A 17,463-nucleotide genomic window follows, 5' to 3' on the forward strand; every position below is an offset into this window, starting at 1 on the left:
CACAGAATTGACCATGATCATGAAAGCGTCAGACGGTCTCGTTCAGCCAGGTCGGCAGTGGTTCCCGCGCCGTCAGCCAGGCCGCCGGGACGCCGTCCACGCCGGTGTACGAGGCGACGACGCCGCCGACGATCGCGGCTGTGGTGTCGATGTCGCCGCCGACGCGTACGCAGGTGCGGATCGCCTCGGGGTAGTCGTCGAGGTGCTTGGCCGCCGCCCACATCGTGAACGGCACCGTGTCCTGCGCGGTGACAAGGCTGCCATTGCCGAGCTCGTAGGCGACCTCGTCGGGCGGCAGGTGCAGGGCGCGCCTTGCTCGCGCGATTCCTTTGCGTACGGTGCTTTCCGGGGTTCGCGCCAGCACCGCGTCCAGGAACGGGCCCGGCTTTGGGCGTACCCCTGAGATTCGACCTGCGGCCGCGAGACTCGCCGCCACCGCGACCGCGACGGCCCCGGCCACCCCCTCGGCGTGCGCGTGGGTGACTTGCGCGGACAACGCGGCCTGGGCGGCGGCGCGCTCCGGCTCACCCACGTGGTACGCACCGAGCGGCGCGACGCGCATCGCGGCCCCGTTACCGCACGAGCCTTCGCCGTTGAAGGCCGCAGCGGCGGCGTCCCGCCACGGTACGCCCTGCCGGATACCGTGCAGGATCACGAAGGCGCCGACGCCGTAGCCGCGATTCGGTTCGCAGCGTTCGGCGAAGACCTCGGCCAGCAGGTCCTGGTCGATCGACTGCTTCTCGAGCAGTAGCCAGTAGACCGAGCAGGCCATCTCGGTGTCGTCGGTCCACTCCCAGACCGGCGGCGGAACAATTCCGCTCAGTAGATCGTCGACCCGGCGGCCGACCATGAAGTATTGCGCTCCCAGCGCGTCACCGACCGACAGGCCGGCCAGACTGTCCGCGGCGTAACCCAGCCGCGTGCTCTCCTGTAGGACAACTCTCATGCTGCGGACAATCTTGGCCCGGCGAGCGCGGCCGGGCAAAGCTGAGCCGATTCCGGAATACCCTCACACCGGACAAACGCCGCGAATACCCTTGGGCAATGACGACGGGTGAGATGATCTTCGCGTACGCCGACCGCCGGGACTTCGACGACGCCGACAGGGGCCTGATCGCCGCCCTCGATCCGGCGATCGTGCGGAACGACCGTGGCGAGGTCGTGTGGGACAACGACGCGTACACGTCGTTTCTGACCGGGGACGCGGCCGAGACCGTCCATCCGAGCCTGTGGCGGCAGTCGACGTTGGTCGCCAAGCAGGGCCTGTTCGAGGTCACCGAGGGCATTTACCAGGTACGCGGCCTGGACCTGTCGAACATCTCGTTCGTCGAGGGCGAGACCGGCGTCATCGTGATCGACCCGCTGATCTCCGTGGAGACGGCCGCGGCGGCGCTGGCGTTGTACCGGGCCAACCGGGGCGAGCGGCCGGTCACCGGAGTCATCTACACGCACAGTCACGTCGACCACTTCGGCGGCGTCAAGGGCGTCGTGACCGAGGAGGACGTGGCGTCCGGGCGGGTGCCGATCATCGCGCCGGAGGGCTTCCTCGAGCATGCGATCTCCGAGAATGTGTACGCGGGCACGGCGATGGCTCGCCGGGCGGGCTACATGTACGGGGCGGCGCTCCCGCGTGGCCCGCAGGGTCAGGTCGGCGCAGGACTGGGTCAGACGACCTCGACCGGGCTGGTCACCCTGATCAAGCCGACGGTCGACATCACCGAGACCGGCCAGGCGTTGACCGTCGACGGGGTGCGGATGGTGTTCCAGCTGGCTCCGGGCACCGAGGCGCCGGCGGAGATGCACTTCCTGTTCCCGGACCGGCGGGCGTTGTGCATGGCGGAGAACGCGACGCACACGCTGCACAACCTGCTCACCTTGCGCGGCGCGGTGGTACGCGATCCGCACGCCTGGGCCCGGTATCTCACCGAGGCGATCGAGTTGTTCGCCGGGCAGGTCGACGTGGTGTTCGCCTCGCACCACTGGCCGACCTGGGGCGCGGACAACGTCGTGGAGTTCCTCAGTCTTCAGCGCGACCTGTACGCGTACCTGCACGACCAGACCGTCCGGATGATCAACAAGGGGTTGACCGGGATCGAGATCGCCGAGCTGATGCAGGCGCAGATGCCCCCGGAGCTGCAGAAGGCGTGGCACACCCACGGTTACTACGGGTCGGTCAGCCACAACGTCAAGGCGATCTATCAGCGCTACATGGGCTGGTACGACGGCAACCCGGCCCGGCTGTGGCAGCATCCGCCGCAGGAGGCCGCCAGCCGGTACGTCGACTTCATGGGCGGCGCGGACGTGGTCGTCGAGAAGGCCAGCGCCTCGGCCGACAGCGGCGACCTGCGCTGGGCGGCGCAGGTGCTCGATCACGTCGTGTTCGCCGAGCCGGACCACAAGCCCGCGCGTACGCTGCTGGCAGACGTCCTGGAGCGGCTCGGCTTCGGCGTCGAGAACGGCACCTGGCGCAACGTCTACCTGTCCGGCGCCTATGAGCTGCGGCAGGGCAACTTCGGTACGCCGACCGAGACCAACGCCCCCGATGTGCTGGCCGAACTGCCGCCGGAGATGTTCTTCGACGCCCTCGCGGTACAGGTCGACGGCCCGAAGGCGTGGGATCTCGACTTGGCCGTGGGCTGGCGGTTCCCCGACCACGGCAAGTCGTTCCGCACCACGCTTCGCAACGGTGTCTTCTCCTATGTGCAGGACGGTCAGGGCGACGTCGGCCTCACCGCGACCGTTCCCCGGTCCGCGCTGCCGTACCTCGCGCTCGGCGACCTTGCGAAGGCCAAGGCGAACGGGCTGGCGCTCGACGGCGACACCGCGGTTCTGCAGCAGCTGATGGGCGTGCTGGACCCGGGCGATCCGAACTTCAACATCATCGAGCCGTGAACCTGCGCCTGGGCCGGCCACGCTGGGCGGACGCGGCCGCGGGACTGGTGACCGGGCTGTTCAGCATCCCCGAGGGCATGGCCTACGCGTCCATCGCGGGCTTCAACCCCATCGCCGGGCTGTTCGCCGGAGTGGTGCCGGCGATCGTCGGCTCGCTGACGGCGCGCACGGTCCTCATGGTGACCACGCTGACCAGTGCGGTCGCGCTGACCGCCAACAGCGTGTTCACGAACGCGAAGCTCGACTTCACCACCGGCAACATCGCCGCGTTGGCCGTGCTGACCGGCGTGGTGATGCTGCTGCTGGGCGTACTGCGACTGGGTGTGGTTCTCAACTTCGTCTCGCACGCGGTGATGACCGGCTTCTCCATCGGCATCGCGGTGCAGATCATCGTCGGCGTCCTGAAGGACGCCACCGGCTACCAGCCCCAGGGCGGCAACAAGCTGGTCCAGTTGGGGAATTCACTCGCGCACATCGGTTCCTGGCAGGGCGCGGCCGTCGCGGTCAGCGCCGGCACCGTCGTGGTCTGGGCCGTGGCTCATGCGGTACGCCGTCTGCGGACCGTTGCCCTCCTCGCCGCGATGGTGGTGGTGAGTGCGGTGGTGGCGATTCTCGGCACCCATGTCGAGCTGGTGTCCGACATCGCGGACATCCCGTCGGCGTTGCCGAAGCTCACGCTGCCGGACTGGGGCAGCATGCCCGCGTTGGCCGGGGGATCGGTCGCGATCGCCCTGGTCGCGTTGGCTCAGGCGGCCAGCATCGGGCCGACCGTGCCGAACCCCGACCGGTCGCGTACCGACACCAACAGCGACTTCATCAGTCAGGGCCTGGCCAATGTCGCGGGTGGACTGTTCCAGTCGCTGCCGGTCGGCGGTTCGCTGTCCCGGACCGGGGTGTCGGTCTCGGCCGGTGCGCAGACCCGCTGGTCCGGGATCTTCTCCGGGGTGTGGCTGGCGTTGATCGTGCTCGCCTTCGCACCGTTGGCGGAGCACATCCCGATGCCCGTCATAGGCGGGCTCATCATGGTCGTCGGCGCGGAGATCATCTACGGCCGCCGGCGCGACGTGGCGCTGGTGTGGCGTACGTCGAAGCTGTCCACCGCCGCGATGGCCGTCACCTTCCTCGCGACCACCGGCCTGCCGTTGCAGCAGGCCATCATCCTCGGCGCGGTGCTGTCCCTGCTGCTGTACTGCGTGCAGGCCGCCCGCCAGGCCCGGCTGGTGGCCCTGGTCCGGCAGCCCGACGGGAAGTGGCAGACCGCCGAGGTGCCCGCACAGCTGCCCAGTCACGAGGTCACCGTGCTGCACTACGGCGGCGTCAGCCTCTTCGCCGAACTGCCCCGGATCGACCAGCAGTGGCCGGACGTCGCCTCCGCGCGATCCCCGGTGCTGGTCCTGTCCATGCGGGAGGTCGCGGACATCCCGTCGGCCACGATGATGACGGTGCTCGACCGGCATGCCAAGGACCTGCGCGAGGTCGGCGGACGGCTCCTGCTCGCCGGGGTCAGCCCGGTCCTGGCGCGTACGCTGCGGGAGACGCGGTTCGCCGAGACCCTCGGCCCTGACAGCATCTTCGCCGCCGACAACACCGTCTTCCACGCGCTGGAGGAAGCTGTGGACGCCGGCACCCGATGGCTGGCCACCACCCGATCGGGGTAGATCGGGCAAGAGGTATTCAAATGCGCGTACCGTGCGGTTTACGCTCGACCCACCGATCCGGTGAGGGAAGGCGGCCGTGATGGCGCGTATCGCCCGGCTAGTGAGTGCGCTGGTGCTGACGACGGCGGTCGTGGCCGCCCCGTCCGCCGCCCAGGCCGATGACCTGATCGTCTGCACCGGATCCGTGACCGTCCACTACTCGCCACCGCTCGGGCCGCTGCCCCAGCAGACCACGCAACAGGTGGCCGAGCGGCTCGGCAGCACCGGCGGCGGCGCGTGCACCGGTCCGTTCACCGGGGGCGCGGCCGACACCACCTTCGTCCAGCAGGTCGGCTGCCTGGCCCAGGGGCTCGGCGACACCCTGGTCGAGAACGTCGTGACGTATCACTGGAACGGCGGCGGCACCAGCACGATCACCTATCCGGTCACCACGGTGGTGCACGCCGCCAACCAGCTCATCGTCACCTCGACCGGCACCGTCACCGACGGGTACGCCGAAGGCGCGCTGTCGGAGCGGGTCGCGGCCTATCCCGATCTGGACGTGCTGAGCTGCCTCGGTTCCAGCGTCGCGCAGCAGACCGGCACGCTGACGGTGACCATCACCTGACCGCGTACGCGTCCTAGAGTGAGGTGATCTCCAGCGTCCCGAGGGTGCTGATCGAGCTCACCGAGCCCAGGCCGAGGGTGCACAGGGTGATGTCGGTGGCTGGTCCGGTGAAGTTGGTGACCACCGTGTCCCCGGCGAACAGGCCGGACGTCACGACTCCAGTGGCCGCGACCGTGTAGACGGCGCCGGCCACGACCCGGGTGAAGGTGCTGCTGATAGTCGTGGTCTGTCCGGTGTTCCAGGTGATCGTGTAGGTGATGGAGCCGGGTCCGAGCAGGTCGGCGCAGCTGCTGGTGGTGGCGACCGAGGCGGTACGCGTCCCGGACGTGATCGACGGATGAGACGCCGAGACGCATGGGCCGTAGAGCGCCGTGGTGGACACGGTCACGCTCTGCGGGGTCAGCGTGAGCGGCGGGTCGTACTGGTTGAGGTTGCTCGAGGGCGGCGTGCAGGTGACGTCGAGGACGCCGGCGCTGGCCGGTGCGGCCAGGAAGAAGACCGCCGCGGTGCCGGCGAGCAAGGTGGCGACAGCGGTTCTCAGTAGACGTTTCATGAGCCAAGGCCCTTTCGTCGATGTCTTCGACACTAATCTCCGTCGATGCCGACGGGTCAAGGCGTCGACGGTGGCAGGCTGTATGCCGAAATCCGGAAAGTTGCGGTCCGAATCCGTGTCGCTACCGACAGTAGCTGAAATGTCGGCAATGATCCTCAAAGGTGTATTAGGAGTATTCGGGGCACATGGGGGTTTCCGTGGCACGAGTGTCCACTGGGCTCGGTCGAGCGGCGGCGGCGTTCGCCGCGCTGACGCTGGCGATCGGCGGCGTCGTCGTCCCCGCGGCCCCGGCCTTCGCGGCGGTCATCGGGATCGACAAGTCGGCGACCGGAGTGCCCACGGACGGCGTCGAACCGGGCGGCACGTTCAATTACGTCATCCGCGTCGACTGCACATCGCTCGCGGAGGACTGCGAGAACGTCACGGTCACCGACACGCTGCCGGAACAGTTCACGGCGAACATCGTGCCCGGCACGTACAGGTGGTCGGGTGGGCCGGACACCGATCCGGCGGGCGGCACGGTGTTCCCCGGGGTTCCGCAGTACACCTACACCTACGACGCCACGACCCGCGAACTGACCGTCACCATCCCGTCCATCCCCGCGGGCAACTCGTCCTCGGTCCAGATCGGCATGACCTTGCCTGCGGACACCGAGGTTCCAGACGGGACAGTGGTACCGAACATCGCGACGGTCACCGCGGACAACGCCCCGACGGCCAGCGACGACGCCGACGTGAAGGTGCACGTGCCGGTGAACGTGGACGTGAAGGCGACCAAGGATTGGGCCGACGGATCGGCGCTGGCCCAGTCCGGCGAGGAAAGCACCGTCACCCTCGGCATCACGAACAGCTCGACCGGTGCCGCCGACGTGACCAGCATGACGCTGACCGACCAGACGAACGAGGACCCGGCCACCGACCCCTGGAACTACTTCGACCTGACCGGCTTCGGCGCGGTGACCTATCCCGACGGCGCCGACCAGGTCCAGATCCGCTACTGCACCCTCCCGTACGCCCAAGCCTGCGGCGCGTGGACCGACGGCGCCGTGCAGACCGGTTCACCCATCCAGGCCGACCCGGGCGTGGATCTGTCCACGGTGACCGGAGTCCAGTTCGTGTTCTCCAGTTCGACCGGCGACCCGATCCCGAACGTCGCCTCGGGCAGCGTCGCGTTCACCCTGAAGCTGCGCGACAACGAGCGAGTCGACGGCAGCACGATCGAGCCCACCCAGACGCAGACGATCACCGACTCGGCCACCCCGTCGGTCACCAACGCCGACGGCACCACGAACGGCGACCCGGCGAGCGACACCTACCAGATCGTGCCGAACATCGCCAAGGTCGACGTGTCCAAGAGCTGGTTCGCCGACCAGGACGGCGACTACGTGGCCGACAACCCGCCGAGCGCGCCCGCACAGCGGCGCTGGCCGGTGTCGGCGGTCGTCACCGCGACGAACACCTCGCCGTTCCCGGTCGAGACGATGACCGTCCGCGAGCCGTCCGTCTCCGACCCGCAGAGCGGGTTGAGCGTCACCAACCTGACGCAGATCCGGCTGCGGTTCCCGGACGGCGCCGTGACGGCGCACGTGACGATCACCTGCGCCGACGGGTCGACTGTCACCAAGGACCTGACCAACCCGCCCGCGACGGTCGAGCTGAACCGCCCGGCCGACTTCACCTGCCCGGCCGGCGGTCCCGACGACCCGGACATGAAGGTCTCCTCGATCGAGGCCGTGTACGCGAGCCCGCCGGGGGCCGCCGCGATCGATCCGAACGCGACCGCGGGCCTGGATTTCCACGGCACGCTCGACGACAACGCCGTGCCGGCCGACTCGCCGTTCACCAACTGTGCCGACGCCAACGCGGTCAACACCGGCAACGGGTCGACCTCGGCGACCGGGACCGCCTGCGGCGACTTGACGGTGACGACCGGCGGGCGGCCGTCCGGGCCGGGCACCAAGTCCGTGAGCCAGCAGGAGCTGCCGGAAGACACGCCGATCGACTACACGATCAACTTCCACAACGACGGCAACGACCTCAACGACTTCGTCCTGGTCGACCCGGTGGACGTCGAGAACCTCACCAACGACAGCCAGCCGTTCTCGGTGGCGAAGATCAATTCGATCACCGGGTCCTGCCCGACCGACCCGGCCGACATCGTGTTGTTGATTCCCAACGCCCCGAATTCTCCCACTCAGGTGCCCTACGCCACGGCCACTCCTGAACAGCTCGACGCGGCGCGCGGGTTCTTCGTCCGGGCCGATCCATTGCCGGCCGGAGCGGACTGCAACCTCACCATCGAGGTCGAACGCCGCGACGGCGTCGCCGACGGCGTCACCGTCAGCCAGTGCTACCTGGTGCTGGCCGGCGGCGGCCCGGCGATCAACGGCAGCGTCGAGGACTCGAGCGCCTGCGCGCCGAACGTCGTCACCTCGCCGCCGAACAGCGCGGCCAGCCTGCAGAAGTTCATCGAGCCGGGCGACCTGCCCCGGCCGACACCTGGCCTGGATCCACAGCTGGCCACGGTGAAACTGCGTATTGCCGACACCGGCAACACGCACCTGAAGTCGTTGACCATCACCGACTTCGACGACGACGGCGCCGGCTCGGACTTCTTCCGCTCGTTCGACTTCGTCGCCATGCAGGGCGTGTCGTTCCCGCCCGGGGCTGATCGCGTCCAGTTCGACGTGTGCACGACCGGCTGTGCCGACGGAACCTGGATCACCGGTACGCCCACCGCGGCGAACCCGCCCCCCTTGCCGGGCGGAGTGGCGGCCGGGGACGTCCAGGGCATCCGGGTGACCTTCACGTCCTCCGATCCGGCGCACGATGGCTTCAACCTGTTGCCCGGCACGAACTTCCCGTCGAGCGGGCCGTGCGTACAGGCGTCGGTGTGCTTCACCGTCACGCCTCGGGCGACCGATCGCGAGACCGGCGATCCGGTGCTCGGCACCTACACCGACACCGCCGACGGCAGCGGTGAGGCGCGGACCAGCCTCGGCGGACCGTTCGACATCCCGCCGGTGACCGCCGACCTGGCCGTGACCGAGGGCCGCCCGGCGATCGACGTGGACAAGGCGGTCGTCGGGTCGGCCAGCCTGGCCCCCGGTCAGACCGGTTTCCTCGATCTGACCGTCAAGAGCACCGGCACCGCCGCGCTGCCCGACCTCGAAGTGTCCGACCCCATCCCGGCCTGGCTGGAGTTCGACGACGCCGGGGTCAACGGCCAGCCGTACGCCATCCAGCAGTTCGACGTCCCCGACGGCACCCAACCGCCCGGGCCGGAGGAGTTCACCGCCGAGACCGACGACACCGGCCGGGTCACGCGCCTGGTGTGGAAGTTCCCCGGCCTGTTCGCCCCGTCGAGCGTCCTGGTCATCCGGATCGGCGTACGCATGGCGGCGGGCGCCTCCGCCGATGAGTCGGTGACCAACACGATGGGCGCCGGTTCGTCCAGCACCGACGAGTTCGATTGCAGCGACAGCCCGCCCGACGGGCAGGTCACCGGCGACCCGTTCCTGGCCGGTTCCAACTGCACCGCCAGCGCCGACCTGACGACGACGGCGGGATCCTCGTTCCGCGCCGTCAAGTGGGTCGCGGGCAACCCCGATCTCGGGCTGTACGACACCAGCACCAAGGAGTACGTCGCCCTGGACGATCCACAGTGCCCGCACCTGCTCCGGGAGGGCGTCCAGTTCACCCGCTACCCGTGCGTCGCGTTGACCTACCCGGGCGAGAACCACAACTACCTGGCCCGGCTGATCAACAACGGCACTTTTCCGGCCCGGGACTCTCGCGTGGTGGACGTGCTGCCGAAGCCGGGCGACACCGGCGTCATCGACCCCGCCGACCGCGGCACGATGTGGGACGTGGCCCCGCAGCTGGTCGCCGCGCCGAGCGTCGTCCCGGTCGGCGACGGAGACCCGATCCCCGCCACGCTCACCTACACCACGGACGACCCGGTGTGCACCGACGACCTGCACCCGCCCGCCACCTGCGCCGCCGGTGACTGGACGCCGGACTTCACGGCCGACGCGACCGGCTTCCAGATGTACGCCGAGTTCGACGATCCCGGTCTCGCTCCGGGCAAGTCGTTCGACGTCGTCTGGACGATGACCTCGCCGCCCGACCTCGCCGATCGGGTCAGCCCGTCGATCGCGTGGAACTCGTTCGGCCACACCGAACTGATCAACATCCCGGGCGGGACGCAGCAGGCCGCCCGGACGACCCAGCGTCAGAAGGCCCAGCATCAGAAGGCTCAGCATCAGAAGGCAGGCAAGCACAAGCTCGCTCGCGCCGGCGTGCGGCAGCGGGCGGGGGACAGCAACGATCAGCAGCTCGGCGCGGTCGAGCCACAGAAGGTCGGCGTCGGCCTGGTCTTCGGCAATGTGGAGATCACGAAGAAGACCGTCGTCGAACCGGGCGCGACCGGCTCGCCGGGCCCGTTCGAGCTCACCTACACCTGCACCGTCACGCCGGAGACCGGCGACCCGATCGTGATCCGGGAGGGGACGGCCGAGTTCGACACGGGCGATCCGTTCGAGCTGAAAGACGTCTCCGCCAACGCCACCTGCGTCATCTACGAGAGCGACAGCAAGGGCGCCCTGTCCGATCACGGGCAGGACAAGCCGATCACCGTCGTCGTGCCGTGGGACGCCACCGCGAATCCGATCACCGACACCGTGACGAACACGTTCCCCGCGCCGACGCCGCCGACGCCCAGCCCGAGTGACGGCACCGGCGGCGGCGGAGACGGGGGCGGCCTGGCCCAGACCGGTACGCCGTTGCTGCCGATCACGTTCGCCGGCCTGACGGCGATCCTGCTCGGACTCGTGCTGACGATCGGCGCCACCATCCGGCGACGTGCCGGTCAGTAGTCTTTGAGCGTGACGGAGGTCGCCGCCTCGTGGATGGTGTCGGCGACCCGGCCGATGATCGCCCGATGGCCGGGCAGGTGCGGCAGCACCTTCATCATCCGGGTCTGCGCCCAGACGCCGAACGCCGATCCCACGACCATGCCCCGGAGGTTCCCGGCGGCCAGCGCCTGATTCTTGACGACGAAGTCGCGCAGCTGCGCCTCATAGGCCGCGAAACCGCCGGCCGGATTCGCGGCCAGTTCACCGGCCAGGGCGTACGCCCCGACGAGGGCGAGGCTGGTGCCCTGGCCGGAGGCGGGCGATGGGCAGAAGGCCGCGTCGCCGACGAGCGCGATCCGGCCCTTCGACCACGAATCCAGCCGGACCTGCGCGAGGGTGTCGAGATAGAAGTCGGGCGCATCGGCGGCGTACCCGATCAGGCGGGGCACCTCCCAGCCCATCCCCGCCACCGAGTCGGCCAGGAACGTCCTGGGGTCGGCGTCGGATTCCGGGGCGGCGAAGAGGAACAGCGCTTTGGCCGACGGTCCGCCGGTGCTGTAGACGTTGACCGTGCGGCCGGGAGCCAGGTGCACCGCCTCCTGCCGGTCCAGGCCGAGGTGATTCGGCACGGTGTAGATGGCGATGTGATGGCCGAGGCTGTGCGGGACGGTGTCCCCGAAACACAGTCGCCGAGCGCCGGAGTGCACGCCGTCCGCGCCGACCACGAAGTCGAAAGCCCGCTCCTCGCCGGACGCGAAAGCCACGCGGACCTGGGCGTCGTCCTGTTCGGCGGCCACGACGTGGGTGCCGAACACGTGCTCCAGCCGATGCCGGGTCTGCTCGTACAGCAGCTGCGTCAGGTCGCCGCGCATGATCTCCAGGTCGCCCGAGTGCCGCCCGCCGAACAGCTCCGCGTCGAGCACCGCGACGGCTCGGCCACGTTCGTCATATTGCGTCGCGGTTCGAATCGCGGTGGCCCGGTCGCGAATCGCGTCCCGGAGTCCCATGCGCTCGACGACGTCCACGGCGGTCCCGCGGATATCGACCTTGTAGCCGCCGTCCCGGAGTGCCGGAGCCCGCTCGACGACCGTCGGCTCCCACCCGTGTCGGTGCAACCAGTACGCCGTGGCCAGACCGGCGATCCCCGCTCCACAGATCAACACCTTCATGGCGGTAACTCTGGCCGCGTGAGCGGCTTCGACGCCAGGCTTCGGCGCTTCAGCAAGCTGCATCGGCCGGGGAACTAGCTGCAGGCTGCAGGCGGTAGATTCTGGCGGGTGAGCATGCGCGGACTGGGCGTCGCCGCCGACGACGAGCTGGCCTATCGCACTCTGCTCCGTGATCCGGCCGCCGATCTGCCCCCCGAATCGGTACGCCGTCTTACGGTGCTGGGCCTGGTCACCGTGACCGCCGACGGCATACCCGCAGCGGCCGATCCGCGTACGGCGATCGAGCGGCTGATCGGTCGGCGGCTCGGCGAACTGGACGAGGAGATCGCTCAGATCCACGGCGCGCGGACGTCGGTGTCGTCCCTGCTCGCCGAGCTTCCCACGGCCGACGAGAGCGACCTGGCCGAGCAGATCGAGCGGATCGACGGCCGGCAGGCGGCCCAGCAACGCATCTGGCAGACCACTCAGGACGCCGATGAGATCCTCGCCATGCACCGGGATCGGCCCAACCTCGCCACCGGTATCCGCGAACGCACCTTGCAGGGCCTCGAACGCGGGACCGCGTACCGCACGATCGTCCATCGCGACATGATGGCCGTCCCGGAGATCGCCGAGTATCTGCTGACCATCCACCGGGCCGGCGACCGGCACCGGATCACCGGCGAGGAACTGCACCCGCTGATCGTCGTCGACCGGGCGGTGGCGTTCGTGCCGATCACGCCCGGCGAAGCGGAATCGGGTGCGCTGATGGTGCGTCAGGCAGGCATGGTCGCCATCCTCGTCGACCTGTTCGAGCACACCTGGCGCCGATCCGCCGAGCTGGAACCCGAACCGGCCGGTCCGACCGAATCCGAGCTGGCGGTGCTGCAACAGCTCGCGGTGTACGCCAAGGACGAGGCGGCCGCGCGGGCGCTGGGGATCTCGGTACGCACCTTCCGCGCCCGGGTCGCGGCGGTCATGGGCCGGCTGGGGGCGGCGAACCGCTTCCAAGCCGGTGTACGCGCGAAGCAGCGCGGCTGGATCTGAGCAGACTCCGACCGCGACGTTGCTCGACGTCGGGGACGCGATGCTCGCGGTCGGCCGTCAGGTGTTCAGCTGCCGGATCGTGTAGTTCAGTGCAGCCGCGAAGGTGACCCACGCCAGGTAGGGGACGAGAAGGAGCCCGGCGTTGCGGCGTACGCGCAGGAAGGCGACGGTCGTGACGACCAGCCAGCCCGCGATCGCGATGAGCGCGTACAGCAACGTCCATACCGGACCGAACAGCCACGACGGCGGAGCCCACGACGGCTGGTCGAGGGTGGCGTACTCGTCGGCGGTGCCGGAGACACCGAGGACTCCGACGGCCGCGGTGAGCGTCACAGCGGCGAGGAACGCGGCCAAAGCCCACCACCGGCGGGGTCCGTGGCTCCGGTCGGTGGCCGGGAGGGCCGGAGTAGGGGTCATGGCCGCGTCAGTGCCCGAAACCACGGCGTCGAAACGAAAAATCGCCTGAAATGTGGCATCTGGCGGCACTGTGCATGCCGATTCCATCGGTTGGGTATCGGCATTGTGGACCGGACCTGCCGACCGCAAAGGAGGTGAAGGCGTTGAGTGAATTGACCGCGAGATTCGACCTGCCGCTGGGCCTGCGCGCACCGGCGGCGGCCCGCACGTTGGTGCGAGACATGCTGATGGCCTGGGACCTTCCGGACATCGGCTGGCTCGACGACGCCGAACTGCTGGTCAGTGAGATCGTCAGCAACGCCGTCTGCCACGGCGGCGGTTGCATCGAGCTGAGTGTGCAGTCGCATGAGCAAGGTGTCACGATCAAGGCGGCTGACGGATCATCGGTGGTGCCCCGGCGACGGGCGGCCGGCGAGAGCGGCGGCTTCGGCCTGCAGATCATCGAAGCCGTCTCGGAAGGGTGGGGCGTGGAAGAGTACCAAGGCGGCAAGCGGGTCTGGGTGCGGCTGCGCCCCTGCCCGGCGGTCGCGGCGTTCTGAGAGCGAGGGTGTTGATGCTGACGATCACCGATCGATGGGAGGGCCCGGTCGCGTATCTCGTGCTGGCGGGCGAACTCGATCTGCTGACCGGCGTCGACCTGCTCGCGGCAACCGAGAAGGTCAGTGAGGCGACCGAGATCATCGTCGACTGTCACGAGCTGCGGTTCTGTGACTCCTCCGGGATCGGCACCCTGCTCCAGGCGCGGGAGTCGGCCCGAGCCGCAGGCGCCGACCTGCGGCTGACCGGAGTCACCGGCCTGGTGCACCGGGTCCTCCTGGTCACCGGCGTGCTGACCGAGTTGACCGGCGAGGGGCCGATCAGCGATCAGCCGCCGCGCTGATCACGTCGTCGAGGACCGCCCGGGAGTTGCGCAGCTCCACGATCAGCCGGTCGATCCGGTCGCGTTCGGCGGTCAGGTCGCCGACCAGCTGGGTGTCGGCGATCTCGGACGGCCCGCCGTCGGCGTCCCGCATACACGGCAGGAGCTGGGCGATCTTCCGGCTGTGCAGGCCGGCGGCGAACAACTCCTGGATGCGGATCACCCGGTCGACCGCGCGCTCCGGATAGTCCCGCTGGCCGCCGGGCGTACGCTCGGCGGCCAGCAGGCCCTGCTGCTCGTAGTAGCGCAGCGAGCGCTCGCTCACCCCGGTACGCCGCGCCAGCTCACCGATGCGCATGCCGAACCTCCACGAGGAAGACTTGAACTTGACACTGATGTCAAGTCTTACCGTCTTCGCATGGCAAACACAAACCTCTTCGACTACAGCCCGATCACCGAGCGTGCGCCGATCGCGTGGCCGGACGGCAAGAAGGTAGCCTTCTACGTCGGGCTCAACATCGAGCACTTCCTCATCGACCGGCCGTCGACCAGCATCTGGCCCGGCACGGCCGACCTCGTGCCGGACGCGCTGAACTACGGCTGGCGCGACTACGGCGTACGCGTCGGGGTGTGGCGCACGATCGAAAGCCTGGACCGGCACGGCATCAAAGCCAGTGCGCTGCTCAACTCCGACGTCGCCCGGCACTACCCGCAGATCGTCGAGGCCGGCAGGCAGCGCGACTGGGCCTGGCTCGCCCATGGGCGTACCAACTCGATCCTGCACACCGGGATGGACCCGGACGAGGAGAAGGCGTTCCTGACCGACGTGGTGGACACCATCGAGGCGGCGACCGGGCGCCGGCCGCGGGGATGGATGGGGCCGGGGCTCACCGAGACCTTCGAGACGCCCCGGCTGCTCGCGGAACTGGGCTTGGACTATGTCCTGGACTGGACCAACGACGACCAGCCGTACCAGCTCAACGTGCCCGGTCTGATCAGCGTCCCGTACTCGGTCGAGCTGAACGACCTCGGCCTGTTCGGCAAGGGCACCAGCGGCCCCGAGTTCGTCCGCATCGTGCGGGACCAGTACGAGCAGCTGCTGGCCGACTCCCAGGACAGCGGCCGGGTGATGGCGCTGGCACTGCACCCGTTCGTGACCGGGCAGCCGTTCCGGGCCAAGTACGTCGACGAGGCGCTGGCCTTCCTGGCCGCGCAGCCAGACGTGTGGCTGACGACCAGTGACGAGATCGCCACGCACTACACGACGCACTCCACAGAGGTCGGTTCCGAGCTGCGTGGACGAGGCTGACGGCACCGGATCCCGGCGGTCACGGGCGGGGTCGCCGGGCTCCGATGACCAGCGCGAGCACCCCGCCGACCGCGAGCACGATCACGGCGTACTTGAGTTCGGCGGCGTCGGTGAACAGCGCCTCACCCGCAGCGCTGTCCCTCGTCGCCGACAGGACGGTACCGCCCAGGTGTCCCAGGCCCTCAGTGGCGAGCAGGTAGACGCCGGACAACGCGCCCGCCACCGGAAACCACAACAATGCCGGGTTCTCCGAGCGCAGCCAGCGGACCGAGTGCATCGCGGCGAGCAGACCGGCGACCGCCGGTTGGAGCAGCAGGAACCGGCTCTCTCCGGTCGCGCCGCCGCCCAGCATCGTCAGCAGGTTCGGCTTGAGCACCGACAGGATCAGGCCGGCGAACAGCACCCAGGTCATCGCCCACAGGCTCGCGTCGAGCACCGCGCCGGGCAGCATCGCGAACGCGCCCCCGAGTACGCACGCCGCCCCCACGGTGACGCTGAGCATCATGACCGACGTGCTGTCGCCATACGCCAGGCGTACGCCGAACGCTGTCACGACACCGAAACCGGCCCCGGTGGCGAGCCCGACGAGCAGCCGCCGGACGGCGCTCGCATGACGGGACCCGGCGGCGGCCGCGATCGTCGCCGCCGTGACGAGGGCCGAGCTGATGACGTCCGGCATCGCGTCGACGGCCGCGCTGATCGGCCCGGGCGCGCCGGGCACTCCATGCAGTGACGCGTACGCCGTGAAGACCGTGATGGCCAGCCACAACAGCCCCAGGTAGACCTCGGTCCTGATCGCGCTGTCGTCGCCGGCTTCGTCAGCGGGGGCGTCGAGTTCGGTGAGTGCGTCGTCGGCCACGGCGCACTATAACGCGGTCGTTTGTGGACCGTTCTCAGGGTTAGACCTCGCTCAACGGCACCTCGTCGTCGGCGAGCATGCCCAGGCCAACCGGTTTGCGCGTACGGATCAGCCGCTGGATGTCGTCGCTGACGTCCCACACGTTGACGTTCATCCCGGCCAGCACGCGCCCGTCGCGGGTCCAGAACGCGACGAACTCTCGGCCGGCCCGGTCGCCGCGGAACACCAGGCGGTCGGCGTCGCCGGGCGCGGCGAATCCGGCGTACTCGGCGCCGAGGTCGTATTGGTCGGTGAAGAAGAACGGCAGTCGGTCGGGCGGCACGGGCAGGCCGAGCATCGCGCGGGCGGCCTCGGGTCCGCCGTCGAGCGCGTTGGCCCAATGCTCGGTGCGGATGTGCCGGCGGAACGTCGGGTGGAAGGCGCAAGCGACGTCCCCGGCGGCGAAGATGTCCGGGTCGGAGGTGCGGTGCTGGGAGTCCACGACGACGCCGTTGCCGACGTCGAGCCCGGCCCGGACCGCGAGGTCGTCGTTCGGCCGCGCGCCCACCCCGACGATCACGACGTCCGCGGGCAGATCGATGCCGTCCGCGAGGCTGACCGTGCGTACCGCGGTGTCGCCGTCGAATCGGCTGAGCTGCGCGCCGAACCGGAACGACACGCCGTGGTCGCGATGCAGGTCCGCGAAGACCTGCGCGAGATCCGGGCCCAGCACGCCCAGCAGCGGCAGGCTCGCGGTCTCCACGACCGTCACGTGGGCTCCGCGCGTGCGGGCCGCCGCGGCGATCTCCAGGCCGATCCAGCCCGCCCCCACGATCACGACGTGTACGCCGTCCCGCAGCGCGCCGGAGACGCGATCGGAGTCGGCGAGCGTACGCAGGTAGAGCACACCGTCCAGGTCGGCTCCGGGCACGGCCAGCCGCCGTGGCGAAGATCCCGTCGCCAGCAGCAGTTTGTCATAGGGGAGCACGTCGCCTGCGTCGGTCGTGATCCGGTGCGCGGTGCGGTCGATGTCGACGACCGTCGTCGCCGTGCGGATCTCGACGCTGCTCTCGGCGTACCAGTCGGGCTGGTGAACGTAGACCTGGTCCCGCGGAGTCGCGCCGAGCAGCAGGCCCTTGGACAGCGGCGGCCGTTCGTAGGGCAGTTCGGGCTCCGCGCCGATCAGCGTGATGTCGCCGTCGAAGCCTTCGTCGCGCAGGGTCTGCGCGGCCTTGGCACCCGCGAGCCCGGCGCCGATGATGACGTGTCGCATGTGGAC

General features: G+C 69.5%; 15 protein-coding genes. 8 read left to right on the forward strand and 7 right to left on the reverse strand.

Annotated elements, in window-relative coordinates:
* Nucleotides 1-28 precede the first annotated feature (28 nt).
* Nucleotides 29-946, reverse strand: coding sequence for an ADP-ribosylglycohydrolase family protein (locus HDA40_RS38750; RefSeq protein ID WP_253763054.1), 918 nt, complete (start codon nt 944-946; stop codon nt 29-31).
* 98 nt (nt 947-1,044) lie between these two features.
* Here HDA40_RS38750 and HDA40_RS38755 point away from each other — a divergent pair, with 98 nt between their 5' ends.
* From HDA40_RS38755 to HDA40_RS38765, 3 genes are all read left to right on the forward strand, one after another.
* Nucleotides 1,045-2,892: an alkyl/aryl-sulfatase gene (locus tag HDA40_RS38755; RefSeq protein WP_253763055.1), complete on the forward strand. Its 1,848-nt coding sequence runs from the start codon at nt 1,045-1,047 to the stop codon at nt 2,890-2,892.
* The gene (locus HDA40_RS38760; protein WP_253763056.1) at nt 2,889-4,550 is read left to right on the forward strand and encodes a SulP family inorganic anion transporter; all 1,662 of its coding nucleotides are present in this window, start codon (nt 2,889-2,891) and stop codon (nt 4,548-4,550) included. The genes HDA40_RS38755 and HDA40_RS38760 overlap by 4 nt, the downstream gene beginning before the upstream one ends.
* Nucleotides 4,551-4,629: 79 nt before the next feature.
* Nucleotides 4,630-5,157, forward strand: coding sequence for a hypothetical protein (locus tag HDA40_RS38765; RefSeq protein WP_253763057.1), 528 nt, complete (start codon nt 4,630-4,632; stop codon nt 5,155-5,157).
* A gap of 13 nt (nt 5,158-5,170) precedes the next feature.
* On the opposite strand, the gene HDA40_RS38770 is transcribed toward HDA40_RS38765, so the two are convergent.
* Nucleotides 5,171-5,710 carry a hypothetical protein gene (locus HDA40_RS38770; RefSeq protein ID WP_253763058.1) on the reverse strand — a complete coding sequence of 180 codons (540 nt, stop codon included), beginning with the start codon at nt 5,708-5,710 and terminating at the stop codon, nt 5,171-5,173.
* 206 nt (nt 5,711-5,916) lie between these two features.
* Between HDA40_RS38770 and HDA40_RS38775 the strand changes: the two genes are divergently transcribed.
* Nucleotides 5,917-10,587 (forward strand): hypothetical protein, encoded by a 4,671-nt coding sequence (locus HDA40_RS38775; RefSeq protein WP_253763059.1) that lies wholly within the window; start codon nt 5,917-5,919, stop codon nt 10,585-10,587.
* Here the strand turns inward: HDA40_RS38775 and HDA40_RS38780 are convergent.
* Nucleotides 10,581-11,735 (reverse strand): FAD-dependent oxidoreductase, encoded by a 1,155-nt coding sequence (locus tag HDA40_RS38780; RefSeq protein ID WP_253763060.1) that lies wholly within the window; start codon nt 11,733-11,735, stop codon nt 10,581-10,583. The two genes, HDA40_RS38775 and HDA40_RS38780, sit on opposite strands and share 7 nt — an antisense overlap.
* Before the next feature lie 108 nt (nt 11,736-11,843).
* Here HDA40_RS38780 and HDA40_RS38785 point away from each other — a divergent pair, with 108 nt between their 5' ends.
* Nucleotides 11,844-12,761, forward strand: coding sequence for a helix-turn-helix domain-containing protein (locus HDA40_RS38785; RefSeq protein ID WP_253763061.1), 918 nt, complete (start codon nt 11,844-11,846; stop codon nt 12,759-12,761).
* Between the two features lie 57 nt (nt 12,762-12,818).
* Here HDA40_RS38785 and HDA40_RS38790 read toward each other — a convergent pair whose 3' ends face one another.
* On the reverse strand, nt 12,819-13,178 hold the full coding sequence (locus tag HDA40_RS38790; RefSeq protein ID WP_253763062.1) for a TspO/MBR family protein: 360 nt from the start codon (nt 13,176-13,178) through the stop codon (nt 12,819-12,821).
* Nucleotides 13,179-13,321: 143 nt separating this feature from the next.
* On the opposite strand from HDA40_RS38790, the gene HDA40_RS38795 reads away from it, so the two are divergent.
* On the forward strand, nt 13,322-13,717 hold the full coding sequence (locus HDA40_RS38795; protein ID WP_253763063.1) for an ATP-binding protein: 396 nt from the start codon (nt 13,322-13,324) through the stop codon (nt 13,715-13,717).
* 14 nt (nt 13,718-13,731) lie between these two features.
* Nucleotides 13,732-14,058 carry an STAS domain-containing protein gene (locus HDA40_RS38800; protein WP_253763064.1) on the forward strand — a complete coding sequence of 109 codons (327 nt, stop codon included), beginning with the start codon at nt 13,732-13,734 and terminating at the stop codon, nt 14,056-14,058.
* Here the strand turns inward: HDA40_RS38800 and HDA40_RS38805 are convergent.
* The gene (locus tag HDA40_RS38805; RefSeq protein ID WP_253763065.1) at nt 14,036-14,395 is read right to left on the reverse strand and encodes a MerR family transcriptional regulator; all 360 of its coding nucleotides are present in this window, start codon (nt 14,393-14,395) and stop codon (nt 14,036-14,038) included. The two genes, HDA40_RS38800 and HDA40_RS38805, sit on opposite strands and share 23 nt — an antisense overlap.
* A gap of 60 nt (nt 14,396-14,455) precedes the next feature.
* Here HDA40_RS38805 and HDA40_RS38810 point away from each other — a divergent pair, with 60 nt between their 5' ends.
* A complete protein-coding gene (locus tag HDA40_RS38810; protein WP_253763066.1) occupies nt 14,456-15,346 on the forward strand; it encodes a polysaccharide deacetylase family protein in 891 nt (296 codons plus the stop codon).
* 19 nt (nt 15,347-15,365) lie between these two features.
* On the opposite strand, the gene HDA40_RS38815 is transcribed toward HDA40_RS38810, so the two are convergent.
* Together HDA40_RS38815 and HDA40_RS38820 are read right to left on the reverse strand one after the other, a co-directional pair.
* Entirely contained in the window at nt 15,366-16,205 is an 840-nt protein-coding gene (locus HDA40_RS38815; RefSeq protein ID WP_253763067.1) for a hypothetical protein, read from the reverse strand.
* A gap of 40 nt (nt 16,206-16,245) precedes the next feature.
* Entirely contained in the window at nt 16,246-17,457 is a 1,212-nt protein-coding gene (locus HDA40_RS38820; RefSeq protein ID WP_253763068.1) for an NAD(P)/FAD-dependent oxidoreductase, read from the reverse strand.
* Nucleotides 17,458-17,463 lie beyond the last annotated feature (6 nt).

The sequence above is a fragment of the Hamadaea flava genome (genome assembly GCF_024172085.1).
In the GTDB taxonomy this organism is placed as follows: domain Bacteria; phylum Actinomycetota; class Actinomycetes; order Mycobacteriales; family Micromonosporaceae; genus Hamadaea; species Hamadaea flava.

Coding starts and splice junctions, on each gene's coding strand:
- HDA40_RS38750 (WP_253763054.1), bottom strand. CDS start 946: ATGAGAGTTGTCCTACAGGAGAGCACGCGGCTGGGTTACGCCGCGGAC.
- HDA40_RS38755 (WP_253763055.1), top strand. CDS start 1,045: ATGACGACGGGTGAGATGATCTTCGCGTACGCCGACCGCCGGGACTTC.
- HDA40_RS38765 (WP_253763057.1), top strand. CDS start 4,630: ATGGCGCGTATCGCCCGGCTAGTGAGTGCGCTGGTGCTGACGACGGCG.
- HDA40_RS38770 (WP_253763058.1), bottom strand. CDS start 5,710: ATGAAACGTCTACTGAGAACCGCTGTCGCCACCTTGCTCGCCGGCACC.
- HDA40_RS38780 (WP_253763060.1), bottom strand. CDS start 11,735: ATGAAGGTGTTGATCTGTGGAGCGGGGATCGCCGGTCTGGCCACGGCG.
- HDA40_RS38790 (WP_253763062.1), bottom strand. CDS start 13,178: ATGACCCCTACTCCGGCCCTCCCGGCCACCGACCGGAGCCACGGACCC.
- HDA40_RS38800 (WP_253763064.1), top strand. CDS start 13,732: ATGCTGACGATCACCGATCGATGGGAGGGCCCGGTCGCGTATCTCGTG.
- HDA40_RS38805 (WP_253763065.1), bottom strand. CDS start 14,395: ATGCGCATCGGTGAGCTGGCGCGGCGTACCGGGGTGAGCGAGCGCTCG.
- HDA40_RS38810 (WP_253763066.1), top strand. CDS start 14,456: ATGGCAAACACAAACCTCTTCGACTACAGCCCGATCACCGAGCGTGCG.
- HDA40_RS38820 (WP_253763068.1), bottom strand. CDS start 17,457: ATGCGACACGTCATCATCGGCGCCGGGCTCGCGGGTGCCAAGGCCGCG.